Here is a 24,469-nt window from a genome sequence, read left to right as displayed (position 1 = left end):
CAGAAGTGAAACGCCGTAGCGCCGATGGTAGTGTGGGGTCTCCCCATGCGAGAGTAGGGAACTGCCAGGCATCAAATAAAACGAAGGGCCCTGTCGGAAGACAGGGCCTTTTGTTTTATCTGTAGTCTGTCGGTGAGCGCTCTCCTGAGGAGGACAAATCCGCCGGGAGCGGATTTGAACGTTGCGCAGCAACGGCCCGGAGGGTGGCGGGCAGGACGCCCGCCATAAACTGCCAGGCATCAATTTAGTGAAGAAGCCCATCCGTCAGGATGGGCTTTTTTGCGTGTGCGGTAACTGTAAAAATGTAGGCCTGATAAGCGCAGCGCCATCAGGCAACCGGCACCGCCGGATGGCAGTTTCGCCTTATCCGGCCTGTATGCACTTATCAGGCAGCACCACTACTCACGGATAAATTAAATTCAACAATGGATACGGTTTCCCAAGATCGTCAACCTCCGAACGTCCTGTCACCTTAAATCCCATTTTCTTATAAAATCCAACAGCTTGTGTATTTTGCTCGTTAACATTGGTTGTCAACCCCGGCGCCAGTGTTAACGCATGTTCAACTAATCTTTTACCGATACCCTGACCACGCACGTCCGGATCGACAAACAGCGCATCCATATGTTCACCGGTAAGCAGCATAAATCCTACCGGCTCATCCTGATCGGTCACGGCAACCCATAGTGGCGCTTCTGGCAGAAAATCGCTCACCAGCTCTTCCAGTTCGGCCCGATAAGCGTTTGACAGAAAATCGTGCGTGGCATCGACTGAGCGACGCCAGATCGCAATCAGTTTTTCCCCTTCCTCATGCCTTGAACGGCGAATGTTAATCATCATCTTCACTCCTTTTTTGCTTACTTCTATTCTAATGCAAATGCTGTCGTGAAACTTTCTCACCTTGAACTTGCAGACTCGACATTCGCCTGATTTCTGAGTATCTTCAGCTATCTGGATGTCTAAACGTTTAAACGTATGTCGTGAGGTTATCAGGTTATGCCGATTCGCGTGCTGGACGAGCTACCCGCCGTCAATTTTTTACGTGAGGAGAATGTCTTCGTCATGACGACTTCTCGCGCATCAGGTCAGGAAATTCGCCCGCTAAAGGTACTTATCCTTAACCTGATGCCGAAGAAGATTGAAACGGAAAATCAGTTTCTGCGCTTGCTATCGAACTCGCCATTGCAGGTCGATATTCAACTGCTGCGGATAGATGCCCGCGAGTCGAGGAACACGCCAGCCGAGCATCTGAACAACTTTTACTGTAACTTCGACGATATCTGCGATCAGAACTTTGATGGGCTTATCGTGACCGGAGCGCCGCTGGGTCTGGTGGAGTTTAATGACGTGGCTTACTGGCCGCAGATTAGGCAGGTGCTGGAATGGGCGAAAGATCACGTTACTTCGACGCTATTTGTCTGTTGGGCCGTCCAGGCTGCACTCAATATTCTGTATGGTATCCCTAAGCAGACCCGTACAGATAAACTTTCCGGCGTCTATGAACATCACATCCTCCATCCTCATGCTCTGTTGACGCGTGGTTTTGATGATTCGTTTCTTGCGCCACACTCACGCTATGCCGATTTCCCGGCGGCGCTGATACGGGATTATACGGATCTTGAAATTCTGGCCGAAACAGAAGAAGGGGATGCGTACCTGTTTGCCAGCAAAGATAAACGTATTGCGTTTGTCACCGGTCATCCTGAATATGACGCTCATACGTTAGCGGGTGAATATTTTCGTGACGTTGAGGCCGGGTTAAATCCGGAGGTTCCGTACAACTATTTCCCAAAAAACGATCCGCAAAACATACCGCGCGCAACCTGGCGCAGCCACGGTAATTTACTGTTTACTAACTGGCTCAACTATTATGTCTACCAGATTACGCCATATGATCTGCGTCACATGAATCCAACCCTGGATTAATCTTCTGCTTCTGACGATCCTAAAGCGTTTCAGCATGTTGAATCAGGCACCTTCGGGTGCCTTTTTTATTTCCGAAACGCACCTCATCATGTAATTAAATTTAATTTATATTGTTATCAATAGGTTAATGCATAATTAAATTAAAAATGGAAATTGTTTTTGATTTTGAAATTTAATTGAGTAGTCTTAGTTGTGTTGAACGAAAAGCGCACAGTGATCCTTCGTTCGCATTGGGGATGTATCTGGATCAACAACGAGGAGCTGCATGATGAATCCACAGGCAACCACAACTGATGAATTAACCTTTACCAGGCCGCAAGGCGAGCTGGAAAAGCAAGTCCTGACCGCTGAAGCAGTCGAGTTTTTGACGGAGTTAGTCACCCGTTTTACGCCAAAACGCAATAAACTCCTGGCTGCACGTATCCAGCAACAGCAGGATATTGATAACGGTAAGTTGCCTGATTTTATTTCGGAAACCACTTCCATTAGAGAAAGTAATTGGCAGATTCGTGGTATTCCGGCGGATTTACAGGATCGCCGAGTAGAAATTACCGGGCCGGTTGAACGTAAAATGGTGATTAATGCCCTGAACGCAAACGTGAAAGTGTTTATGGCGGATTTTGAAGACTCGCTGGCGCCGGACTGGAATAAAGTTATTGATGGTCAAATCAACCTGCGTGATGCGGTGAACGGCACCATTAGCTATACCAACGAAGCCGGAAAAATCTATCAGCTCAAGCCCGATCCGGCCGTATTGATTTGTCGTGTACGCGGTCTACATCTGCCAGAAAAACATGTTACCTGGCGGGGGGAAGCCATTCCCGGCAGCCTGTTTGATTTTGCTCTGTACTTTTTCCACAACTATAAAGCGCTGCTCGCTAAAGGTAGCGGCCCGTATTTTTACCTGCCGAAAACGCAAGCCTGGCAGGAGGCAGCTTGGTGGAGCGAAGTGTTCAGCTACGCCGAAGACCGCTTTAACCTGCCGCGCGGTACGATCAAAGCGACCCTGTTGATTGAAACGCTGCCGGCTGTTTTCCAGATGGATGAGATTCTTCATGCGCTGCGTGATCATATCGTCGGTCTCAACTGTGGTCGCTGGGATTATATTTTCAGCTATATCAAAACGTTGAAAAATCACCCGGATCGCGTTTTGCCGGACAGGCAGGTGGTAACGATGGACAAACCGTTTCTGAGCGCCTACTCGCGCCTGCTGATCAAAACCTGCCACAAGCGCGGCGCGTTCGCGATGGGCGGTATGGCGGCGTTTATCCCGAGCAAAGACGTTGAACGTAACAATCAGGTCCTTGCCAAAGTGAAAGCGGATAAAGCGCTGGAAGCGAACAACGGCCACGACGGCACGTGGATTGCGCATCCTGGGTTGGCGGATACCGCAATGGCCGTCTTTAACGAGGTACTGGGCGAGCACAAAAATCAGCTGTTCATTACCCGTGATGAAGATGCGCCGATTACCGCTGAACAGTTACTGGAGCCATGTGAAGGCGAACGCACAGAAGCGGGAATGCGCGCCAATATTCGCGTGGCAGTGCAGTACATTGAAGCGTGGATCTCCGGCAATGGCTGTGTACCGATTTACGGTCTGATGGAGGATGCCGCGACGGCGGAAATCTCACGAACCTCTATCTGGCAGTGGATTCACCATGAGAAAACACTGAGCAATGGAAAACCCGTAACGAAAACGCTTTTCCGCGAAATGTTGGCGGAAGAGATGCGGGTAATCCAGGACGAACTGGGCGAGCACCGCTACAGCAGCGGGCGCTTCGACGATGCCGCACGTCTGATGGAGCAAATCACCACCTCAGATGACTTAATCGACTTCCTCACCCTGCCGGGCTATCGCTTACTGGCTTAATTCACCACATAACAATATGGAGCATCTGCACATGAAAACCCGTACTCAACAAATCGAAGAATTACAGAAAGAGTGGACACAACCGCGCTGGGAAGGCATCACCCGCCCGTACAGTGCGGAGGAGGTGGTGAAATTACGCGGCTCGGTTAACCCGGAGTGCACGCTGGCGCAGCTCGGCGCCGCGAAAATGTGGCGGCTGTTGCACGGTGAAGCGAAAAAAGGCTATATCAACAGCCTTGGCGCGCTGACCGGTGGTCAGGCGTTGCAGCAGGCGAAAGCCGGTATTGAGGCGATTTATCTTTCAGGCTGGCAGGTGGCGGCAGATGCCAACCTGGCATCCAGCATGTATCCGGATCAATCGTTGTACCCGGCAAACTCTGTTCCGGCGGTAGTGGATCGGATCAACAACACTTTCCGTCGTGCAGATCAGATCCAGTGGGCATCCGGTATTGAACCCAACGATCCGCGCTATGTGGATTACTTCCTGCCGATCGTTGCTGATGCGGAAGCCGGTTTTGGCGGCGTTCTGAATGCCTTCGAACTGATGAAATCGATGATTGAAGCCGGTGCAGCGGCCGTTCACTTCGAAGATCAGCTGGCGTCGGTGAAGAAATGCGGCCATATGGGCGGCAAGGTGCTGGTCCCCACGCAGGAGGCGATTCAGAAACTGGTTGCTGCGCGTCTGGCCGCTGATGTGATGGGCGTCCCGACGCTGGTGATTGCGCGTACCGATGCGGATGCGGCAGATCTGATCACCTCCGACTGCGATCCCTATGACAGCAGTTTTATTACCGGCGAACGCACCAGCGAAGGTTTCTACCGCACCCATGCGGGCATTGAGCAGGCGATCAGCCGCGGTCTGGCGTATGCCCCGTATGCCGATCTGGTGTGGTGCGAAACCTCTACGCCGGATCTCGAACTGGCGCGTCGTTTTGCCGATGCTATCCACGCGAAGTATCCGGGCAAACTGCTGGCCTATAACTGTTCACCATCCTTCAACTGGCAGAAGAATCTGGACGACAAGACCATTGCCAGCCTCCAGCAGCAGTTGTCGGACATGGGTTACAAATACCAGTTTATTACCCTGGCGGGCATCCACAGCATGTGGTTCAACATGTTCGACCTGGCGCATGCATACGCGCAGGGCGAGGGCATGAAGCACTATGTTGAGAAGGTTCAACAACCCGAGTTCGCCGCGGCGAAAGACGGCTACACCTTTGTTTCCCACCAGCAGGAAGTGGGTACTGGTTACTTCGACAAAGTCACCACCATTATTCAGGGCGGCGCGTCATCCGTTACCGCATTAACGGGTTCCACCGAAGAATCGCAGTTTTGATTGATGCCCGGTAGCGCTGCGCTTACCGGGCCTACAGATAGCGTAGGCCGGATAAGCGAACGCGCCATCCGGCATGATGTGGTGCCGGATGAGGGAAAAAAATGCCGCGTGGCCTGGAATTACTGATTGCTCAAACCATCCTGCAAGGCTTTGACGCGCAGTATGGTCGATTTCTGGAAGTGACTTCCGGCGCGCAGCAGCGTTTTGAACAGGCCGACTGGCACGCCGTCCAGCAGGCGATGAAAAGCCGTATCCACCTCTATGATCATCATGTGGGTCTGGTGGTGGAGCAACTGCGCTGTATTACCGATGGCAAAAGTACCGACGCGGATTTCCTTTTACGCGTTAAAGAGCATTACACCCGGCTGTTGCCGGATTACCCGCGCTTCGAGATTGCGGAGAGCTTTTTCAACTCCGTTTATTGCCGGTTATTTGACCACCGCTCGTTAACACCCGAGCGGTTGTTTATTTTCAGTTCGCAACCGGAGCGTCGCTTCCGTACTATCCCGCGCCCGCTGGCCAAAGACTTCTTTCCCGATCACGGTTGGGAGACTCTGTTGATGCGCATACTCAGTGACTTACCGCTGCGTCTGCCCTGGCAGAATAAAAGCCGGGATATCCGCTATATTATCGCGCACCTGACTGAAACACTGGGCGAGGACGCGCTACCTCGCTGCCATGTCCAGGTGGCGAATGAGTTGTTTTACCGTAATAAAGCGGCTTGGCTGGTGGGGAAATTAACCACACCTGACGGTACGCTGCCGTTTTTATTGCCGATTCATCGCACTGATGAGGGGGAACTGTTTGTCGATACCTGCCTGACCACCACGGCAGAAGCGAGCATTGTGTTTGGTTTTGCCCGCTCTTATTTTATGGTGTATGCGCCGCTGCCTGCCGCGCTGGTTGAGTGGTTGCGTGAAATCCTGCCGGGTAAAACCACTGCCGAACTGTATATGGCGATTGGCTGCCAGAAACATGCGAAAACCGAAAGCTACCGCGAATATTTATGTTATCTGGCTGAAAGCGATGAGAAATTCATTGAGGCGCCTGGCATCCGCGGCATGGTGATGCTGGTGTTTACCCTGCCAGGTTTCGACCGGGTATTTAAAATCATTAAAGACAAATTCGCCCCGCAGAAAGAGATGTCTGCCGCCCATGTGCGTGCCTGTTATCAACTGGTAAAAGAGCATGATCGCGTCGGTCGTATGGCGGATACCCAGGAGTTTGAGAATTTCGTACTGGATAAACGGCAAATCGATCCGGCGCTGATGGCGCTGTTACGACAAGAAGCGCCAGAGAAGATTACCGATCTTGGGGAACATATCGTCATTCGCCATCTCTATATTGAACGTCGCATGGTGCCACTCAATATCTGGCTGGAACAGGTAGAAGGCCAGCAGTTGCGCGATGCGATAGAAGAATATGGTAATGCGATTCGCCAGCTTGCCGCCGCTAATATTTTCCCCGGCGATATGTTGTTTAAAAACTTTGGCGTTACCCGTCATGGTCGCGTGGTGTTCTACGACTACGATGAAATTTGCTACATGACGGAAGTGAATTTCCGCGATATTCCGCCAGCGCGTTATCCGGAAGACGAACTGGCCAGCGAACCCTGGTATAGCGTCTCGCCAGGTGATGTTTTCCCGGAGGAGTTTCGCCACTGGCTGTGTGCCGATCCGCGTATCGGGCCATTGTTTGAAGAGATGCATGCCGACCTGTTTCGCGCCGATTACTGGCGCGCGCTACAGACGCGTATTAAAGAAGGGCATGTAGAAGATGTGTATGCCTATCGACGTAGACAGCGCTTTAGCGTGCGTTACGGCGCGATCTCAAGTACGGCGAACTCTTCGTAAACCAGTTCCATCTCCGGCGACCAATTACCCTCGCGCTCAAAAAAGGCCCGGTGTGCCGCTTGCCAGTACGCCATGCTAAGATCGCCTTCGCCTTCCAGTGCGGCGAGATCGGCGCTCATCTCGTTAAAACGGATCAGCCTGAGCGCCAGCGTGCGTATGACGCACACGGCGTCGCCTGTGCCGTTGAGCACAATGTGATATGACCCGGGCGTGACAGGGGGCTGCTCTTTCTGATAGCTAACCAGCGAGCTACAGGTGCCACGCTTTTTACCGGCGACCACTAGCGCCGCCAGCTCGTCGGCCAGCGCCGGCGAATCACCGAAAGACCAACAGAAGGCCTGTGGGTACTTCTCCTGCCAGTATAATTTCAGGCTGCTCATTTCAGCGAGTTCCACCATAGGCCAGCGTCACCTCTTTCGCCGCTTTAATCACCATGGCGCCAAGTTCGGTGACGCGATCGTCGGTAATGCGTGAGCAGGGGCCGGAAATAGAGAGGGCCGCAAACGGTTCGCGGTGTTCGTCATAAATACACGAGGCCACGCAGCGCAGACCGAGCGCATGTTCTTCGTCGTCAAAGGAATAGCCGCGCTTGCGTGTTTGGGCGAGGTCATCTTTCAGATGCAGCGGCGACACCAGCGTCGCATGGGTATAAGCGTGCAACCCCTTGCGGTGCAGCAGACTGGTAACCTGTTCCTCACTGAGCTGTGATAAAAACGCCTTGCCCGCGCCAGAGGCGTGCATGGGCAGCTTGCCGCCAATAGGGGCGGACATGCGCATCAATTGTGTGCACTGCACTTGGTCGATAATAATGGCCTGATGGTCGCTCTGGTCGAGTACGGCAAGGTTTACCGTTTCGCCGGAATCCTCCATCAGCTTGCGCAAAATCGGATGGACAATCGCCAGCAGATTACGGCTCTGTAAGAAGCTGCTGCCGACGATAAACGCGTGTGCGCCTACGGCCCAGTGGCCCAGCTCACCAACCTGGCGGACAAAACCCTGCTGCTGCATGGTGGTGAGTAGACGGTGAGTCGTGGAATTAGGCAAACCCGCCTGTTGCGCCAGTTCGGTCAGCGCGACGCTGCCGTTGGACTCGGCAATCCACTCCAGCAGCTTCAGACCACGGGTTAATGACTGAACCTGCCCGGTTACGGGTGCAGTGGTAGCGGCAGGTTTTCTCCCGCGTTTCGCGGGAACAGGGGCAACCATGGCAGACTCCTTTTTCTGTATCGTGGAAATCATTTTCGTTTTATTCAATTATAATGCAAGAGTTCCTGAACTGATCGGATGAGTGACATCACAGGATGCCCGATGGCGCTGCGCTTATCAGGCCTACGCTTTGGGAGCCGCCAAAGTAATTTGTAGACTGGATAAGGCGCTTGCGTCGCCATCCGGCAAAGCGACAGAAGTGGAGTGGGTGGCAAGCTGAACATGTCTCATGTTGCCCGTTGTTCTCTTTTCCGCCAGCACGCTTTGTGCCAGTATGGCTCGTTACGTGGAGCGTTGTCGGGAGCGAGTGTGAGCAGCAAAGTTGAACAACTGCGTGCGCAGTTAAATGAACGTATTCTGGTGCTGGACGGCGGTATGGGCACCATGATCCAGAGCTATCGTCTACATGAAGAAGATTTCCGCGGGGAGCGCTTTGCCGACTGGCCCTGCGACCTGAAAGGCAACAATGACCTGCTGGTCCTCAGCAAGCCGGAGGTGATCGCCGCTATCCACAACGCCTACTTTGAGGCGGGCGCGGATATCATCGAAACCAACACCTTTAACTCGACAACCATTGCGATGGCGGATTACCGGATGGAATCCCTGTCGGCGGAAATTAACTATGCGGCGGCCAAACTGGCGCGCGCCTGCGCCGATGAATGGACGGTGCGTACGCCGAACAAACCGCGCTACGTCGCGGGTGTGCTCGGCCCAACCAACCGCACGGCCTCCATTTCGCCGGACGTCAACGACCCAGCGTTTCGTAATATCACCTTCGATCAGCTGGTGGCGGCCTACCGTGAATCCACCAAAGCGCTGGTGGAAGGCGGGGCGGACCTGATCCTGATTGAAACCGTCTTCGACACCCTCAACGCCAAAGCGGCGGTGTTTGCGGTGAAAGAAGAGTTTGAAGCGCTGGGCGTTGATCTGCCGATCATGATTTCCGGCACCATCACCGACGCCTCTGGCCGTACGCTTTCCGGCCAGACGACCGAAGCCTTTTATAACTCGCTGCGCCACGCCGAGGCGCTCACTTTTGGCCTTAACTGCGCGCTGGGGCCTGATGAGCTGCGCCAGTACGTCCAGGAACTGTCGCGGATTGCCGAATGCTACGTCACCGCGCACCCGAACGCCGGCCTGCCGAACGCTTTCGGCGAGTACGACCTCGACGCCGACACCATGGCGAAACAGATTCGCGAATGGGCGGAAGCTGGCTTCCTGAATATTGTTGGCGGCTGCTGCGGCACCACGCCGGAGCATATTGCGGCGATGAGCCGCGCCGTTGCCGGTTTGCCGCCGCGCCAGCTGCCGGATATCCCGGTGGCCTGCCGCCTTTCCGGCCTGGAGCCGCTGAATATCGGCGACGATAGCCTGTTTGTCAACGTCGGCGAACGTACTAACGTCACCGGCTCGGCCAAATTTAAGCGCTTGATCAAAGAAGAGAAATACAGCGAAGCGCTGGATGTCGCCCGTCAGCAGGTAGAAGGCGGCGCGCAGATTATTGATATCAATATGGATGAGGGGATGCTCGACGCCGAAGCGGCGATGGTGCGTTTCCTCAGCCTGATTGCCGGTGAGCCGGACATTGCCCGTGTACCAATCATGATTGACTCCTCCAAATGGGAGGTTATCGAAAAAGGGCTGAAGTGCATTCAGGGTAAAGGCATCGTCAACTCTATTTCGATGAAAGAGGGCGTGGAAGCCTTTATCCATCATGCGAAGTTGCTACGTCGCTATGGCGCCGCAGTGGTGGTGATGGCTTTTGATGAGCAGGGGCAGGCCGATACCCGCGAGCGTAAAATCGAAATTTGCCGCCGAGCCTACAAAATTCTCACCGAAGAGGTGGGCTTCCCGCCGGAAGACATCATTTTCGACCCGAATATCTTTGCCGTCGCCACCGGTATTGAAGAGCACAACAACTACGCGCAGGACTTTATCGGCGCCTGTGAGGACATCAAACGCGAGCTGCCGCATGCGCTGATCTCCGGCGGCGTGTCTAACGTGTCCTTCTCGTTCCGCGGCAACGACCCGGTACGTGAGGCTATCCACGCGGTATTCCTCTACTACGCCATCCGCAATGGCATGGACATGGGCATCGTCAACGCCGGGCAACTGGCGATTTATGACGACCTGCCTGCCGAACTGCGCGATGCGGTTGAAGATGTCATTCTTAACCGTCGCGATGACGGCACCGAGCGTTTGCTGGAACTGGCCGAGAAATACCGCGGCAGCAAAACCGACGAAGCTGCCAACGCACAGCAGGCGGAATGGCGTAGCTGGGACGTGAAAAAGCGTCTCGAATACTCGCTGGTGAAAGGCATTACCGAATTTATCGAACAGGATACCGAAGAAGCCCGCCAGCAGGCCGCCCGCCCGATTGAGGTGATCGAAGGCCCGCTGATGGACGGCATGAACGTGGTCGGCGACCTGTTCGGCGAAGGGAAAGTGTTCCTGCCGCAGGTGGTGAAATCCGCTCGCGTGATGAAACAAGCGGTGGCCTACCTGGAGCCGTTTATTGAAGCCAGCAAAGAAAAAGGCTCCAGCAACGGCAAGATGGTGATTGCCACCGTGAAGGGCGATGTGCACGACATTGGCAAGAACATTGTTGGCGTGGTGCTGCAATGCAACAACTACGAAATCGTCGATCTTGGCGTGATGGTGCCTGCGGAGAAAATCCTCAGAACGGCGCGTGAAGTGAATGCCGATCTGATTGGCCTTTCCGGGCTGATTACCCCGTCGCTGGACGAAATGGTCAACGTGGCGAAAGAGATGGAGCGTCAGGGCTTTACTATCCCGGTACTGATCGGCGGCGCAACCACTTCGAAAGCGCATACGGCGGTGAAAATCGAGCAGAACTACAGCGGTCCGACGGTCTACGTGCAGAATGCTTCGCGTACCGTGGGCGTGGTGGCGGCGCTACTCTCCGACACCCAGCGTGATGACTTTGTCGCCCGTACCCGCAAAGAGTACGAAACCGTGCGTATTCAGCACGCCCGCAAAAAACCGCGCACGCCGCCGGTCACGCTGGAAGCGGCGCGCGATAACGATCTGGCGTTCGATTGGGAACGCTACACCCCGCCGGTAGCCCACCGTCTGGGCGTGCAGGAGGTGGAAGCCAGTATCGAAACTCTGCGCAACTACATCGACTGGACGCCGTTCTTTATGACCTGGTCGCTGGCCGGCAAATACCCGCGCATTCTGGAAGATGAGGTGGTGGGCATTGAGGCGCAGCGTCTGTTTAAAGACGCCAATGATATGCTGGATAAACTGAGCGCCGAGAAACTGTTGAATCCGCGTGGCGTGGTGGGCCTGTTCCCGGCGAACCGCATCGGCGATGACATCGAAATCTATCGCGACGAAACCCGTACTCATGTTCTGACGGTCAGCCACCACCTGCGCCAGCAGACCGAGAAAGTCGGTTTTGCCAACTACTGTCTGGCGGATTTTGTTGCGCCGAAACTGAGCGGCAAAGCGGATTACATCGGTGCTTTCGCGGTGACCGGCGGTCTGGAGGAGGATGCGCTGGCGGACGCCTTCGAAGCGCAACACGACGACTATAACAAGATCATGGTGAAAGCGATTGCCGACCGTCTGGCGGAAGCGTTCGCGGAATATCTGCATGAGCGTGTACGTAAGGTTTACTGGGGATATGCGCCGAACGAGAGCCTGAGTAACGACGAATTAATCCGCGAAAACTACCAGGGGATTCGCCCGGCGCCGGGTTATCCTGCCTGCCCGGAACATACCGAAAAAGGCACTATCTGGCAGCTACTGGATGTCGAAAAACACACCGGGATGAAGCTCACCGAATCTTTCGCCATGTGGCCAGGCGCGTCGGTCTCCGGCTGGTACTTCAGCCATCCTGAGAGCAAATACTTTGCGGTAGCGCAGATCCAACGCGATCAGGTGACAGATTATGCTTTCCGTAAAGGAATGAGCGTTGAGGATGTTGAGCGGTGGCTCGCGCCGAACCTGGGTTACGATGCGGACTGATTCATAAAATCGTCACTTTTCCTTACAACATACAAGGCACTCATTGGGTGCCTTGTCTCTTTCTTACAATTAACCCTTATACTGAAGGAAGGCTCTACGCTGAATTTGCCGGATGGCGGCGTAAACGCCTTATCCAGCATACCGTATTACGTATGGTAAGCCCGGTGGCGTGCAACGCCAGCAGGCCTTAACGCTGTGCGCCATCAGGCAATTTATCGCAAGTGAGCTTCAGGAAAACGTATAACGATAAGGAGAACCTGACGCCGTGTTAACTTTGCTCCATCTACTTTCTGCCGTTGCGCTGTTGGTATGGGGAACACATATCGTTCGTACTGGCGTAATGCGCGTGTTTGGCGCGCGTCTACGCACTGTCCTCAGCCGCAGCGTGGAAAAGAAACCGCTCGCCTTTTGTGCGGGTATCGGTGTTACCGCGCTGGTACAAAGCAGTAACGCCACCACTTTATTGGTAACGTCGTTTGTCGCCCAGGATCTTGTCGCCCTGACGCCAGCTCTGGTGATTGTGCTGGGCGCCGACGTGGGGACCGCGCTAATGGCGCGTATCCTGACCTTCGATCTCTCGTGGCTGTCGCCGCTGCTGATTTTTATCGGCGTGATTTTCTTTTTAGGACGTAAGCAGTCCCGTGCCGGGCAGCTGGGTCGCGTCGGTATCGGGCTTGGCCTGATTCTACTGGCGCTGGAGCTGATTGTGCAGGCAGTGACGCCGATCACTCAGGCTAATGGCGTGCAGGTCATTTTCGCGTCGCTGACGGGCGACATTATGCTGGATGCGCTGATTGGCGCGATGTTCGCTATCATCAGTTATTCCAGCCTGGCGGCGGTGTTGCTGACGGCAACCCTGACGGCGGCGGGTATTATATCGTTCCCGGTGGCGTTGTGCCTGGTCATCGGCGCCAATCTGGGATCGGGGCTGCTGGCGATGCTCAATAACAGCGCCGCCAATGCTGCCGCGCGTCGCGTAGCGCTCGGCAGCCTATTGTTCAAATTGATCGGCAGCCTGGTCATCCTGCCGTTTGTCCATCCGCTGGCGAATCTGATGGATGAGCTATCGCTACCGAAATCAGAGCTGGTGATCTATTTCCACGTTTTCTATAACCTGGTGCGCTGCCTGGCGATGGTGCCATTTGCCGAGCTGATGGCGCGTTTTTGTAAACGAATTATTCGTGATGAGCCTGAACTGGATACCCATCTGAAGCCGAAACATCTGGATGTCAGCGCGCTGGATACGCCAACGCTGGCGCTGGCTAATGCTGCCCGTGAGGTGCTGCGCATTGGCGATGCGATGGAACAGATGATGGAAGGGCTAAAAAAGGTCATGCACGGCGAGCCGCGTGAAGAGAAAGCGCTGCGCAAGCTGGCGGATGACGTTAACGTGCTCTACACCGCGATTAAGCTTTATCTGGCGCGAATGCCAAAAGACGAGCTGGCGGCGGAGGAGTCCCGCCGGTGGGCGGAGATTATCGAAATGGCCCTGAACCTCGAACAGGCGTCGGATATTATCGAGCGAATGGGCAGTGAGATTGCCGACAAGTCGCTGGCGGCGCGTCGGGCATTTTCAGAAGAAGGATTGAAAGAGCTGGATGCGCTTTACGATCAACTGCTCAGTAATCTGCAACTGGCGATGTCGGTCTTTTTCTCCGGCGATGTCACCAGCGCCCGTCGGTTGCGCCGCAGTAAACATCGCTTCCGTATACTTAATCGCCGATACTCACATGCGCATGTCGACCGCCTGCACCAGCAGAACGTGCAAAGCATTGAAACCAGCTCGCTCCATTTAGGGCTGCTGGGCGATATGAAGCGTCTTAACTCACTGTTCTGTTCGGTCGCCTATAGCGTACTGGAACAGCCGGATCAGGACGAGGAACGGGGCGAGTATTAAGTGAAATGCCGGATGGCGGGGCCTACGGAGAACATGCGTGTAGGCCCGCCATTCGGCATTCAATGTGGCCAGGGATTAAAAGCGATGACCCGCTTCCAGCGCCACGGCCTCTTCGCCCGCTTTAAACACCCAGGTGGTATTCGGGCCGCCGAGAACCGCCTGGCCGTTGCTCACCTGAATCCAGTTACCTTCCGGCAAACCAATCACTGTCAGTTCCGGCGCGACCACCAGCAGTTCGCGAATACGCTGCTCGCGGGTCTCGCCCTTATGACCTTCCGGCAAGGCGTTAGTGAAGTGAGGATTAATTTGCAGCGGGAACAGATCCAGCGCGTCGAAACCGTTTGGATCGACGATCGGCATATCGTTGGTCGTGCGGATAGCCGGGCAGGCAAGGTTGGCGCCCGCGCTCCAGCCGATATACAGCGCGCCGCGTTTTACCCTGTCCGCCATCGGCGCCAGCAGCCCGCGTTCACGCGATTCTTTCAGTAGCTGGAAGGTATTTCCGCCGCCGACAATAATGATTTCCGCTTTCTCAATCGCCGCAAGCGGATCGGCGACACGATGAATCCCCGTGACGTTTACCCCTAATGGCGCAAGCACCTCTGCGGTTTTATCCGTGTACTCGTCCCATGTTTGCGTGACGCCGGCAAACGGAATAAACACGGCTGAGCGTCGACCGTTCAATTGATTCGCTATCAGCGGCAGAGCGTGTTCCAGCCAGGCCTTACCCGGCAGCGTCGAGTTACTTAATAAAAGCAGTTCCATTACTTCTCCACCTCATCAGGAAATGTCAAAACGTAATAATGCTACCATTATCCATTTAATGTCTTACTGATATGGCTCATGATGTTACGCGTGTCACAGGCAAAGCGCGGTCGCTAAAAGTGACGACAGGCCAGATCTGCCATCTGGTATCGCCTGAAAAATTACAGGTATAATCCGCAAAATTATTTAACACGTTTAGAGACGAAAATGGCAAAACTGACCTTACAAGAGCAACTGCTACAAGCGGGATTAGTGACCAGCAAAAAAATGGCCAAAGTCCAACGCACGGCTAAAAAATCACGCGTTCAGGCTCGTGAGGCCAGAGAAGCGGTGGAAGAAAATAAAAAGGCGCAACTTGAGCGTGATAAACAACTCAGTGAACAGCAAAAACAAGCGGTTTTAGCGAAAGAGTTTAAAGCTCAGGTTAAGCAACTTATTGAAATGAATAGAATCAATGTATCTAAAGGCGATATTGGTTTTAACTTCACCGATAATAACGTCATCAAAAAAATAGACGTGGATAAGCTCACTCAGACGCAACTGATTAATGGGCGTCTCGCGATTGCGCGTCTGGTTATCAATAACAGCGGTGAATGTGAATATGCGATTATTCCCGCGAGCGTCGCCGATAAAATCGCACAACGAGATGCGGACAGTATTGTTGTAAACAGTGCGCTGAGTCAGGAAGAGCAGGACGAAGATGATCCGTATGCCGATTTTAAAGTTCCCGACGATTTGATGTGGTAAGTCACATTCCCGACGTTTATGTAGAAAAATTTCTCAGAGAGTAAATATGCTGACCGACACATCTATCCGGCTTAATAAATATATCAGTGAAAGCGGCATCTGTTCGCGTCGCGAGGCGGACCGTTTTATCGAACAGGGCAATGTCTTTATCAACGGCAAACGCGCCGCCATTGGCGATCAGGTAGTCGCCGGGGATGTTGTTAAAGTAAATGGTCGGTTGATTGAGCCGCGAGAAGCGGATGATTTAGTGCTGATTGCGCTGAATAAACCGGTTGGCATTGTCAGTACCACTGAAGACGGCGAACGCGACAATATTGTCGATTTTGTGAACCACAGCAAACGTATCTTCCCGATTGGTCGTCTGGATAAAGACTCGCAGGGGCTGATATTTCTGACTAACCACGGCGATCTGGTCAATAAGATTCTGCGTGCCGGTAACGATCACGAAAAAGAGTATCTGGTGACGGTGGATAAACCGATTACCGACGAGTTTATTCGTGGTATGGGCGCTGGCGTGCCGATTCTGGGTACTGTCACCAAAAAATGTAAGGTGAAAAAAGAGGCGCCGTTTGTCTTTCGCATTACCCTGGTGCAGGGATTAAACCGTCAGATCCGTCGTATGTGTGAATACTTTGGTTATGAAGTGACGAAACTGGAGCGTACGCGCATTATGAACGTCAGCCTGAGCGGGATTCCGCTGGGCGAGTGGCGCGATCTGACGGACGATGAGCTGATCGATCTGTTTAAATTGATTGAGCGTTCCTCTTCCGAAGCCAAACCAAAGGCCAAAGCGAAGCCGAAGACCACGGGTATTAAGCGACCGGTCGTGGCGATCGAAAAAAGCAATGAGAAAGCACGCCCGACATCAAGCGGTAAGCGCTTTACCTCGCCGGGACGAAAGAAAAAAGGACGTTAACGTCTGCCGCGCGTCGGCGTATTCGCCGACCAGGAGAATGACGCTTCCGTATCGGGTTTATACGCCTGCTTTTTCTTCAACTGGCGGGCTTTTTTCGCTTCAGCCTCACGCAGCGCCATCAGCTTATCGATGTACTCTTTTTTTACGCTGTTGGTCTCAGAATTGGTCAGCGGACGTCCGTGCGCAATACGGGCGCGGTCCAGCAACGTTTTCAGTTCGCGCTGTTCGCGCTCGGTCATCTCTTTTTGGGTAATGCGGGGGAGTGCCATACGGGTGCCCTCAGTTAGCCGATGCATTTAGTCTACGGCAATACGCAACGGGCGGATAGCGTGTAAGCCGGGTAAGCTTGCGCCACCCGGCAATATTTTAATTTACCTTTGCCGTTTCGCCCGATTTTTCAACAATCGGTTTCCCGGACCAGTAACCAGCCAGTAGTGACCCTGAAAGGTTGTGCCACACTGAGAACAGCGCGCCAGGCAGCGCTGCGAGCGGGCCAAAGTAGATTTTACCCAATGCAGCAGCAAGACCAGAGTTCTGCATCCCGACTTCGATCGCCAGCGTTCGACAGGTTGACTCATCAAAACCGAACAGACGTCCACCCCAGTAGCCGCCAAGCAGGCCAAGGGTGTTATGCAGGATCACCGCGATGATCACCATAAAGCCGACGGAGGCGATATGTGAAGCTGAACCCGCGACCACCGCGCTGATGATTGCCAAAATGCACACCATCGAGAATGCTGGCAGATAAGGTTTTACCACTTTCACTACGCGCGGAAACAGATGGTGAATCACCAGCCCCAGCGTGATTGGAATGACCACAATCTGTAGAATGCTCAGCAGCATACCCATCACGTCGACTTGAATATGGGCATCGACGTACAGGCGCGTGAGTAGTGGTGTGGCGACCACGCCGACCAGCGTGGAGACCGATGAAATGGTGACTGAGAGCGCGACGTCTCCCTTCGCCAGATAGATCATTACGTTAGAGGCGGTGCCGCTGGCTACGCTGCCGACCAGTACCATCCCGGCGGACAGATCTGGCGGCATCTTAAACAGCAACGCCAGCAGCCATGCCGCGAGCGGCATTACCAGATAGTGCAGGAATATCCCTGCGGCGACAGGGGCTGGTCGGGAGAGCACGCGTTTAAAGTCGTCAACGTTAAGATGGACCCCCATACCGAACATAATCAACATCAGTAGTGTCGCGACCCACGGCCCAACAGGAGTAAAGGTGGATGGTGTGTAATACGCAATGAGAGAGAGCTGCAGCGCCCATAACGGGAACAGCCGGGTAATGACGGCGAGCATGTTGTTTTCCTTGCAAGTATGTTGTGTTTGTTATCAACGGGTCAGGATCGAGCCAGACCATAGTTATTGTTTATCGCGTGAAGGAAGATTATTCAAACAAATTACGCTCATGATCCAGTGTGGGCACGTGACAGGCTGGATGACGCGCCTGCGTCGCCATCCGGCAACGTATCGCCCGATGGCGCTTACGCTACCGTATTAGAAATATATAGAGGTTCTGGTGGCGTAAAGAAAAGCGCCGGCATTGAAGAGAAGGAAGCTTTAACGCAGTGATAACTTATATTGTTTCACTTTGCTTTGGATTGTGTTTTTTAAACTAAAATAAGGCACCCAGGGCAATGCTGTGTTCCAGGGGCGAGGGGAACCATGAAAACAGACTATGCTTGCTCCGTCAGGTAATTTTCCATTACCTGTCCCATAGTATAGTTCAGGGTTAAAACCAATCATTTTTGGTGTTGCTATATTAGCTTTGTAACTAATAATTCTTCCGGGTAAGATGTTTTGCCATCTTTCAGCATCTTGACATATTCTGCCGATAAATCCTTGATCGCCATGATAGGGCGGGGTTCTTATGGCATTGATTTCCTTTTCAGGATTTTTCATAAATTCATCCCACACATTTTTTTTTGCGGGTGCAGGAATAAACATAATACCTGTTGCTGGCGCAACTGAAGCACCATGCTGAGAAAAGTCATTAAGTAATGTTATTTTTTTCATAGTTGTCAGAGGAGTAATATCTCCCACAACAACGCTATCTATATCAATATAGAGAATATCCTCATTACCAAGAACAGGATGCAGTGGATTGAAAAGTTCTAGTTTTGCCCACCATCCTGGCCAATCATACAAAAGAGGCGCTGTATTTACCCCTTTTATCTTTAGCGCATCTGTTAAACAAACAGAATCATAACCTTTGAGCTGCTTATGTAACCATTGAGCATGTTTTGTGGTGAAGTCTTTGCTTTGTCTGAGCACAGAAACAATAATCATTATATTCCCCGGTGAATATTAGGTGTTTTTAGCCATGTTCCACTATATTTAATGTGCTTTATATTGCAACAAAATTAGTGTTCATATGGTTATTGAAGTTTAATTACATTCAAGATGTGAATGTAATTAATTTGTTTATAATGTTATTAATATATGTAATGTAAGTTGATAAATGTTTTAATGATTGTTTTGTCTTTTATATTTCCATGGGGAGATATAAAATAAGAGTTGGGATGGGAGTGATCTTATTTCCCCTTTTTACTGCTCCCAGCTCTATATCAATTCCAAATTTGGAATTTAGCTTGCGATTAATCCATAATCCAGTTTTTTTCTGTTTTTTTGAACCATAGATATACATCTCATTTGCCAGACGCCACCAAAATAAAAAATTACGACGGCGATTGTTATTGGCCTGCATAAGTAATCGATATAATAAAAATTCATTCCTGTGAATGATCTCATGCCGCCAGTATTTCCGTAATCCACTTCCTTTTTTAGATATGGAAAATAATAAGCAATGTAAGAGTTTGATTTTTTCTTCCTCCAACGAAGAAAGCTAACTTGTTAAATAAATGTTATTATCGTGGGAGGTTCACGTATCAATTGGTAAAAATACTATAAGATGGTTTTTTATAATACTTCATTTGCTATGCAAACTGAACATTTGATGCTAACAAATAAATACTAACGGGTATTACTTAATTCAACACCGCCGGGCTTTATAGCCGGCGAGAGATTCAACAATCGTATTGCCAGCTACTGACTAAGGCATAAAGGTGGCTGGGGGAGTAGCGCCAGCTATCGTTTAGTCCGAGAAATTCAGCGCAAAACTCGCTGCAAAACAGTTTATCTTTGCGCTCCCGGTTATACAGCGCGATACCGAGCGCGCCCTGCCAGTCATAGCGTTTGCCGTTATGTTTGCGGAAAAAGGCCTCCACTTCCGGCAACGTGGCCTTTAACGGTAGCTTATCCCACTTATCGTCCGGTAACGGTATTATCTTTCCCCGCACGCCGCGATCGCGAAACGACGCGGAGTAGCAGAGGTATTCATTACCGCCGTGTTCTACCGCCAGTTCACAGTGAGAGTAGATACCGCGCGTGACTTTGCGCGTGAGCCAGTCGGCCAGTCTGGCGATGCCGCGATACTCCGATCGCCCCTTATAGCAAGCGAGCCAGACGGTGGTTTGACTCATGGCTGCCAGCCTGATGAATAGTCGTAGTCGAGCACTTCCTGGATATCCCCCAGCGCTTCTACCGCCGCAATATGCCGCTGCGCGTTGGCAAACAGGCGCATATCGTGATCCACGGTGACGGTTTCAAACTGCGCGGCGATGTCGTTGGTCAGTTTAATCAAACCGTTATTTTTGGTCTGCCACATTAACCCTGCCGGAATCTGCTTTGCCTGACCCATTCTGGTGAGTGACATTTGTTGAATACGGCTGTTAGCATCGCTGTGGAAATGGTTGCCATCGATAATGATGTAATCGGCGGTAACGGTGTCGCGCCGGGTTTTGATTTGCTGAATTTTGGCTGCTTTTATATCGCTAAGAACCATACGCATCTGAGTTTCATCAAATACCCATTCGCCTTTTTCCAGCTTATAAAAGTTACCTGGTGGTGGAGCAGTGACAAATGATAATGTTTCACTATTAACCCAAGTACGATTATTCGTGTTTGCGTATTCTTGCCATTGTTGTTCAGTGACTTCAATCAAATATTTTCTTTCTGGATAATTGTAGAGTTCTGTATCCATCCAGTCTAGGACAATAAATGATTGTGGATCATAATATGCGTATTTTGCCATTTTAATTTACCATGAAATTTTTACGAAACCAGGGGAGCCATTTGTGCCACTGGTATTTCCAAGATTTGTTAAGTCACTATTTTGATAATTAAATGGTGGAAGATAGGAGCCGCCAGCCCCTCCTGCACCATAGCCTGTCGCTGATGTAGGAGGTATCATATTTGCTTTATATCCTCCATTCGCTAATGATTCGGTTATAACTGTTCCTGGTTTCCCTCCGGCTCCATAAAGTGAGCCTTCACCGCTGTGTCCATAGTATAATTCTGCATATACAACCATTTCGTGCGAGGCATATGGCATAGGATGATCAACAAATTTAATATAAGGTTGAATATTTCTAGTATGGTAAATACTTTCGCCTCCAATTCCCCCAGCCGCAGTGATGTCTGAGAAGGAGGAACTACCGCCATCAAAACTCTTTCTATAGATAGTCGTTTGATCAGTCACTGTTCCTACTGATGTCGTCGGGGGATTTGACCAAAATGCTCCCCCACACCCACCAGCTCCAATTTTTACGGGAAATTGTTGGCCTGGAACTACATTAACAATACTGACAATTTGTTCTCCAGCGTGACCGCCACGCGCCTCGTAATTGATTGATTGAGACCCGCCAGCCCCACCGCCGCCACCGCCCATTACTTCGATAAATAGAGTCGTCACTCCATCTGGAACCGTAAATGTCCCATTTGTGGTAAAAAACTGCGTATGAGTATGGTTCGCCGGGGCCGCCGCGTTTGCCTTGTCCATCGCCGCCTTTACCGCACTGGGCGTTGCCGCCTCCGTCGTACTGGTGCTGTCCGTCGCGCTGTTAAGCTTCACGATCCCTTTTTGCGTCAGCGTACCGTCCGGGACGCCGGTAATCTGGTTCCAGGCGTGAGTATGGCTGGCCGGAGCTGCCGCATTCGCCTTATCCATCGCCGCCTTTACCGCACTGGGCGTTGCCGCCTCCGTCGTACTGGTGCTGTCCGTCGCGCTGTTAAGCTTAACAATCCCCTTTTGCGTCAGCGTACCGTCCGGAACGCCGGTAATCTGGTTCCAGGTATGCGTGTGATTACGCGCTTCCGCCATCGCCGCTTTTACCGCCTTTGGCGTAGCCGCTTTGGTTTCGTCATCGCTGTCGGTGGCATTACTGAGCTGCGTAAACCCTTTCTGCGTTAATGTCGCATCCGGGTGATTTGTCGAATGTTCATGCTCGTCCAGCCGGGCATCCACATAGTCGCGCGTCGCCAGCACAATGCTCGGATCGACCGTCAGCGTCACCGCCGTGGTGTTGGAGACCTCCATAATCAGGCGGATACAGACCTGCTTGCCGCAGCCGCCCGGCAGCAGCGGTTTGTAGGATTCCGGGAATTTGCCGATGGCGATCAGCTCGCCCTCGTCGTCGAATACGCCTACTTCACGTACGTACCAGCCGCCAACATCCTCCGGCAGCACCAACTCGGCAATCAGCCAGTTAGGGTTATTCGGCGCAACGGTCAGCGTATTCATCTCGCCGCGCCAGACTTCGTGGCGTAAATTGGTCTGGCTGGCGGTCGGTTCATAATATTGTCCGCCGCCGTCGCCAACCGCCATCTTTTGCAGATGTATCTGTTTCTTATCCGCAAGGGCACTGGCGATTTTCGCCATTCCCCAGTCGGTCAGGAGGGTATAAAACTCATTATCCATAATTACTCCGGGTAAATAGATGTAATTTCAAGGCTCCATTGCCCTGTACCGAAATAGATCGGTTTAGTTTGTTGAACTTCCAGAACCTGGAAGGGTAAGACGGTCGTTATTTCTCCACCGTAAAGCGCGCTGCCTATAACAGGAATAGCGCTTTGGTTAATTATCCAGACAATTAACGCTTCCAGCTTTGAGCGCACGTTCTTATACTCATGAATAAGATCGACCAGGTTATTAAACAGATTTTCATCCATGCCCTGGTTAATTAGCTCAATTTCAACCTTAAAAAAATAAGCCTTACCGCCATACTCAAACCATTCGGAAATCGTGCCGGGTAAGGATAATATTTCCAGAACGCGGCGAACGGCCCAGGGAGTTCCTTTATATTTATGCAGTTCAATCGCCTGTTTAATTAACTCTCGTTTCTCCTGTTCATTGGCGGCAAATAGCCAGCCTTCAAGCCCCTGAACATGAAACTGCCCGGCCAACGAGGGCAATGCCGAGGCATCAACGATATCCACCAGATAGACCAGCAACGCCGTCAGGTCGATTTGCGCAAAGCGTTCGGCGGCGATATTTGCCAGAATTGAGAAACGTTCGTCGCTGGCCAGCGGCGGCGGCAGAAGCAGTTTATCCATCGCTGACTCCGGCAATCGTCACGTCAATGGCCGTGCATTCCGCCCATTCGTGCGCCTGTAGTACCTTTTTCGCAGGCATATCCAGCGCGACGTCGTAAACGCCGTCAACCTGTAATACTTTAATTATCTGGTTTGGCACAATGTCCTGGCCCAGCCGGGTCTGGCGCGAGCGCGTCCATGTATTAATCGCTTCACGCGCGGCGGCAAGCGTCGTCTCCTGATCGGCGGTGGTAAACAGCGTCAACCGGGCGCGGATCTGATAAGGTACGCGCGGAGAACATTTAGCGCTCACCTTATCGGTTAGCGGGCGCTTTTTCTCTTTGCTCACCTCCCGTTCGATCTGGGCAAGAAGCTCTGGCCCCGGCAGACCGTTCAGGGTCAGCGGATAGAGTTCCACGCAGCCTTCCGCCAGCCCTTCATCCGGCCCCAGCACCGCCACGTCGATAATCGACTGGCTGACCGAGAGCGTATGGAAGCGATAGGCTCCATAGCTGCCCGCGTTGCTGAAACTTTCCGGCGCTAGCTGGATGCGTTTACGTAGCGCGTCGTCGTTCTCTTCGCCGCAGCCGCCACTTGAGGCCGTCAGATTGGTGACGCTGAGATCGTAATTGCCTACCCGATCCACCAGCGCGCTGATTTGCGCAGGTTGCCAGTTATTGCCGGATTCACCGGTTGCTACACAGGTTGCAGTTACCGCAACGCTCAGGCTGCCCGCAGGCAACAGAACATCTTCGTCGGTGGCGAACATCACGCTATCCGACGCGCTGGCGCGGGTACCCTGTGGAATCACCAGGTTACTTTTAGCCGCTTGAGTAACAGAAAACTGCAGCGTGGTTTTTGCCGCCTGAGCGGGCAGACGGTGAACGCCAACCAGCTCGCCTAAATAATCCAGCATCGGCGCACGGGAATACGCGACCAGGTTTTGCTTCGCTGCCTCCTGGATGGCGATGCGGACAAGGTTTTCACGATAAGCAAACAGGTCAATGAGCAGCCGCTCAGCCTGCGCCGGATAGAGTTTTTTACCGCTGGCTTCTTCATATTGCGCAATCATCTCGCTGGTGATTTGCGCGGGATCGCGGTCAATAAAGTCGGGTTCGGCTATCGCCATAACACCTCCGTTGAGTTGATTACGCCGTCTGCGGCGCGCCATTGCACGCGTAACGTCAGGTGTTCGCCGTCAATCGTCGGCGTCACCTTCAGCAACCGGCAGCGGGGTTCCCACATGCGAATCGCTTCCACCGACTCCCGAACAACGTGCGGAATGGCCCGCTCGATCGGGTAATCGATATAGCGCCACAGATTGCTGCCAAAAAGCGGCCTGTGGGGATCGCTGCCGCGCGGCGTGCGCAGAATGATGTGTATTGCCTGATGAATATCATCCAGCCCGCAGACGTATTCTTCAGGACGTTGCAAGGCAGGTTGCCAGTGCAGGGTCGAGGGTCGTGTTTTCGTGTTCATGAGGCTATTTTCGCCTTCCGGCGGGGGGAGAGATATTAAAGCGCTTTAAGGAAATAATTGATGGCGGGGTCAGAATGTGTTTTGCCCGGCGGCGCTTCTG

At 52.5% G+C, this 24,469-nt stretch carries 22 protein-coding genes and 1 pseudogene; 9 read left to right on the top strand and 14 right to left on the bottom strand.

Annotation, left to right across the window (positions count from 1 at the left end; genetic code table 11):
• Positions 1-402: 402 nt before the first annotated feature.
• Positions 403-840: an acetyltransferase gene (locus ACLJRU_RS12760; protein WP_000973248.1), complete on the bottom strand. Its 438-nt coding sequence runs from the start codon at positions 838-840 to the stop codon at positions 403-405.
• Between the two features lie 156 nt (positions 841-996).
• Here ACLJRU_RS12760 and metA point away from each other — a divergent pair, with 156 nt between their 5' ends.
• The 4 genes from metA to aceK all read left to right on the top strand — a co-directional run bounded on the left by metA (position 997) and on the right by aceK (position 6,985).
• Positions 997-1,926, top strand: a complete 930-nt coding sequence (gene metA, locus ACLJRU_RS12755) for a homoserine O-succinyltransferase MetA (protein ID WP_001122767.1) — start codon at positions 997-999, stop codon at positions 1,924-1,926.
• Between the two features lie 268 nt (positions 1,927-2,194).
• On the top strand, positions 2,195-3,796 hold the full coding sequence (aceB, locus tag ACLJRU_RS12750) for a malate synthase A (RefSeq protein ID WP_001069372.1): 1,602 nt from the start codon (positions 2,195-2,197) through the stop codon (positions 3,794-3,796).
• A gap of 31 nt (positions 3,797-3,827) precedes the next feature.
• Positions 3,828-5,132 carry an isocitrate lyase gene (aceA, locus tag ACLJRU_RS12745; protein ID WP_038394071.1) on the top strand — a complete coding sequence of 435 codons (1,305 nt, stop codon included), beginning with the start codon at positions 3,828-3,830 and terminating at the stop codon, positions 5,130-5,132.
• Positions 5,133-5,233: 101 nt separating this feature from the next.
• Positions 5,234-6,985, top strand: a complete 1,752-nt coding sequence (aceK, locus tag ACLJRU_RS12740; RefSeq protein WP_001137275.1) for a bifunctional isocitrate dehydrogenase kinase/phosphatase — start codon at positions 5,234-5,236, stop codon at positions 6,983-6,985.
• Here the strand turns inward: aceK and ACLJRU_RS12735 are convergent.
• Both ACLJRU_RS12735 and iclR read right to left on the bottom strand, forming a co-directional pair.
• On the bottom strand, positions 6,949-7,356 hold the full coding sequence (locus tag ACLJRU_RS12735) for an ASCH domain-containing protein (protein ID WP_077905932.1): 408 nt from the start codon (positions 7,354-7,356) through the stop codon (positions 6,949-6,951). The two genes, aceK and ACLJRU_RS12735, sit on opposite strands and share 37 nt — an antisense overlap.
• A gap of 10 nt (positions 7,357-7,366) precedes the next feature.
• A complete protein-coding gene (gene iclR / locus ACLJRU_RS12730; protein ID WP_000226434.1) occupies positions 7,367-8,191 on the bottom strand; it encodes a glyoxylate bypass operon transcriptional repressor IclR in 825 nt (274 codons plus the stop codon).
• Between the two features lie 309 nt (positions 8,192-8,500).
• On the opposite strand from iclR, the gene metH reads away from it, so the two are divergent.
• Positions 8,501-12,184: a methionine synthase gene (metH, locus tag ACLJRU_RS12725; protein WP_001541279.1), complete on the top strand. Its 3,684-nt coding sequence runs from the start codon at positions 8,501-8,503 to the stop codon at positions 12,182-12,184.
• A 265-nt stretch (positions 12,185-12,449) separates the two neighbouring features.
• Positions 12,450-14,081 (top strand): Na/Pi cotransporter family protein, encoded by a 1,632-nt coding sequence (locus tag ACLJRU_RS12720; RefSeq protein ID WP_000956811.1) that lies wholly within the window; start codon positions 12,450-12,452, stop codon positions 14,079-14,081.
• Positions 14,082-14,156: 75 nt separating this feature from the next.
• Here the strand turns inward: ACLJRU_RS12720 and pepE are convergent, their stop codons facing one another.
• Positions 14,157-14,846 (bottom strand): dipeptidase PepE, encoded by a 690-nt coding sequence (gene pepE / locus ACLJRU_RS12715; protein ID WP_000421790.1) that lies wholly within the window; start codon positions 14,844-14,846, stop codon positions 14,157-14,159.
• Between the two features lie 71 nt (positions 14,847-14,917).
• Between pepE and ACLJRU_RS12710 the strand changes: the two genes are divergently transcribed.
• The 3 genes from ACLJRU_RS12710 to rluF are packed head-to-tail and all read left to right on the top strand — an operon-like array spanning position 14,918 to position 16,509.
• Entirely contained in the window at positions 14,918-15,019 is a 102-nt protein-coding gene (locus ACLJRU_RS12710; RefSeq protein ID WP_001541281.1) for a hypothetical protein, read from the top strand.
• A 34-nt stretch (positions 15,020-15,053) separates the two neighbouring features.
• On the top strand, positions 15,054-15,593 hold the full coding sequence (locus ACLJRU_RS12705; RefSeq protein WP_001096724.1) for a DUF2058 domain-containing protein: 540 nt from the start codon (positions 15,054-15,056) through the stop codon (positions 15,591-15,593).
• A 46-nt stretch (positions 15,594-15,639) separates the two neighbouring features.
• Positions 15,640-16,509, top strand: a complete 870-nt coding sequence (gene rluF / locus ACLJRU_RS12700) for a 23S rRNA pseudouridine(2604) synthase RluF (protein WP_001541283.1) — start codon at positions 15,640-15,642, stop codon at positions 16,507-16,509.
• Here rluF and ACLJRU_RS12695 read toward each other — a convergent pair.
• The 10 genes and pseudogenes from ACLJRU_RS12695 to ACLJRU_RS12650 all read right to left on the bottom strand — a co-directional run bounded on the left by ACLJRU_RS12695 (position 16,506) and on the right by ACLJRU_RS12650 (position 24,369).
• Positions 16,506-16,778, bottom strand: coding sequence for a DUF3811 domain-containing protein (locus tag ACLJRU_RS12695; protein ID WP_001207628.1), 273 nt, complete (start codon positions 16,776-16,778; stop codon positions 16,506-16,508). The genes rluF and ACLJRU_RS12695 overlap by 4 nt on opposite strands.
• A gap of 97 nt (positions 16,779-16,875) precedes the next feature.
• Entirely contained in the window at positions 16,876-17,817 is a 942-nt protein-coding gene (gene panS / locus ACLJRU_RS12690; RefSeq protein WP_000881654.1) for a ketopantoate/pantoate/pantothenate transporter PanS, read from the bottom strand.
• 261 nt (positions 17,818-18,078) lie between these two features.
• Positions 18,079-18,807 (bottom strand): hypothetical protein, encoded by a 729-nt coding sequence (locus ACLJRU_RS12685; protein WP_023235456.1) that lies wholly within the window; start codon positions 18,805-18,807, stop codon positions 18,079-18,081.
• A gap of 196 nt (positions 18,808-19,003) precedes the next feature.
• Positions 19,004-19,293, bottom strand: a pseudogene (locus ACLJRU_RS12680) (hypothetical protein).
• Positions 19,294-19,544: 251 nt separating this feature from the next.
• Complete coding sequence (locus ACLJRU_RS12675) at positions 19,545-20,000, bottom strand: hypothetical protein (protein ID WP_000084338.1); 456 nt, start codon at positions 19,998-20,000, stop codon at positions 19,545-19,547.
• On the bottom strand, positions 19,997-20,611 hold the full coding sequence (locus ACLJRU_RS12670; protein WP_001151757.1) for a DUF4376 domain-containing protein: 615 nt from the start codon (positions 20,609-20,611) through the stop codon (positions 19,997-19,999). The genes ACLJRU_RS12675 and ACLJRU_RS12670 overlap by 4 nt, the downstream gene beginning before the upstream one ends.
• 6 nt (positions 20,612-20,617) lie before the next feature.
• Complete coding sequence (locus ACLJRU_RS12665; protein ID WP_000368206.1) at positions 20,618-22,276, bottom strand: phage tail protein; 1,659 nt, start codon at positions 22,274-22,276, stop codon at positions 20,618-20,620.
• Between the two features lie 2 nt (positions 22,277-22,278).
• Entirely contained in the window at positions 22,279-22,911 is a 633-nt protein-coding gene (locus tag ACLJRU_RS12660; RefSeq protein ID WP_000359503.1) for a phage tail protein I, read from the bottom strand.
• Entirely contained in the window at positions 22,904-24,019 is a 1,116-nt protein-coding gene (locus ACLJRU_RS12655) for a baseplate J/gp47 family protein (protein ID WP_000951730.1), read from the bottom strand. Before ACLJRU_RS12655 ends, ACLJRU_RS12660 begins: the two co-directional genes overlap by 8 nt.
• The gene (locus ACLJRU_RS12650; RefSeq protein ID WP_001093501.1) at positions 24,010-24,369 is read right to left on the bottom strand and encodes a GPW/gp25 family protein; all 360 of its coding nucleotides are present in this window, start codon (positions 24,367-24,369) and stop codon (positions 24,010-24,012) included. Before ACLJRU_RS12650 ends, ACLJRU_RS12655 begins: the two co-directional genes overlap by 10 nt.
• Positions 24,370-24,469: the final 100 nt, after the last annotated feature.

It is taken from the genome of Salmonella sp. SAL00653 (genome assembly GCF_046552515.1).
In the GTDB taxonomy this organism is placed as follows: domain Bacteria; phylum Pseudomonadota; class Gammaproteobacteria; order Enterobacterales; family Enterobacteriaceae; genus Salmonella; species Salmonella enterica.
The sequence above is the reverse complement of the archived record's forward strand: the minus strand, read 5'-3'. Positions and strand labels throughout refer to the sequence as shown.

Coding starts and splice junctions, on each gene's coding strand:
- ACLJRU_RS12665 (WP_000368206.1), bottom strand. CDS start 22,276: ATGGATAATGAGTTTTATACCCTCCTGACCGACTGGGGAATGGCGAAA.
- ACLJRU_RS12675 (WP_000084338.1), bottom strand. CDS start 20,000: ATGAGTCAAACCACCGTCTGGCTCGCTTGCTATAAGGGGCGATCGGAG.
- aceB (WP_001069372.1), top strand. CDS start 2,195: ATGAATCCACAGGCAACCACAACTGATGAATTAACCTTTACCAGGCCG.
- aceK (WP_001137275.1), top strand. CDS start 5,234: ATGCCGCGTGGCCTGGAATTACTGATTGCTCAAACCATCCTGCAAGGC.
- ACLJRU_RS12705 (WP_001096724.1), top strand. CDS start 15,054: ATGGCAAAACTGACCTTACAAGAGCAACTGCTACAAGCGGGATTAGTG.
- panS (WP_000881654.1), bottom strand. CDS start 17,817: ATGCTCGCCGTCATTACCCGGCTGTTCCCGTTATGGGCGCTGCAGCTC.
- ACLJRU_RS12685 (WP_023235456.1), bottom strand. CDS start 18,807: ATGATTATTGTTTCTGTGCTCAGACAAAGCAAAGACTTCACCACAAAA.
- ACLJRU_RS12655 (WP_000951730.1), bottom strand. CDS start 24,019: ATGGCGATAGCCGAACCCGACTTTATTGACCGCGATCCCGCGCAAATC.
- metA (WP_001122767.1), top strand. CDS start 997: ATGCCGATTCGCGTGCTGGACGAGCTACCCGCCGTCAATTTTTTACGT.
- ACLJRU_RS12670 (WP_001151757.1), bottom strand. CDS start 20,611: ATGGCAAAATACGCATATTATGATCCACAATCATTTATTGTCCTAGAC.
- ACLJRU_RS12710 (WP_001541281.1), top strand. CDS start 14,918: ATGGCTCATGATGTTACGCGTGTCACAGGCAAAGCGCGGTCGCTAAAA.
- aceA (WP_038394071.1), top strand. CDS start 3,828: ATGAAAACCCGTACTCAACAAATCGAAGAATTACAGAAAGAGTGGACA.
- pepE (WP_000421790.1), bottom strand. CDS start 14,846: ATGGAACTGCTTTTATTAAGTAACTCGACGCTGCCGGGTAAGGCCTGG.
- ACLJRU_RS12760 (WP_000973248.1), bottom strand. CDS start 840: ATGATGATTAACATTCGCCGTTCAAGGCATGAGGAAGGGGAAAAACTG.
- ACLJRU_RS12695 (WP_001207628.1), bottom strand. CDS start 16,778: ATGGCACTCCCCCGCATTACCCAAAAAGAGATGACCGAGCGCGAACAG.
- ACLJRU_RS12650 (WP_001093501.1), bottom strand. CDS start 24,369: ATGAACACGAAAACACGACCCTCGACCCTGCACTGGCAACCTGCCTTG.
- ACLJRU_RS12660 (WP_000359503.1), bottom strand. CDS start 22,911: ATGGATAAACTGCTTCTGCCGCCGCCGCTGGCCAGCGACGAACGTTTC.
- iclR (WP_000226434.1), bottom strand. CDS start 8,191: ATGGTTGCCCCTGTTCCCGCGAAACGCGGGAGAAAACCTGCCGCTACC.
- rluF (WP_001541283.1), top strand. CDS start 15,640: ATGCTGACCGACACATCTATCCGGCTTAATAAATATATCAGTGAAAGC.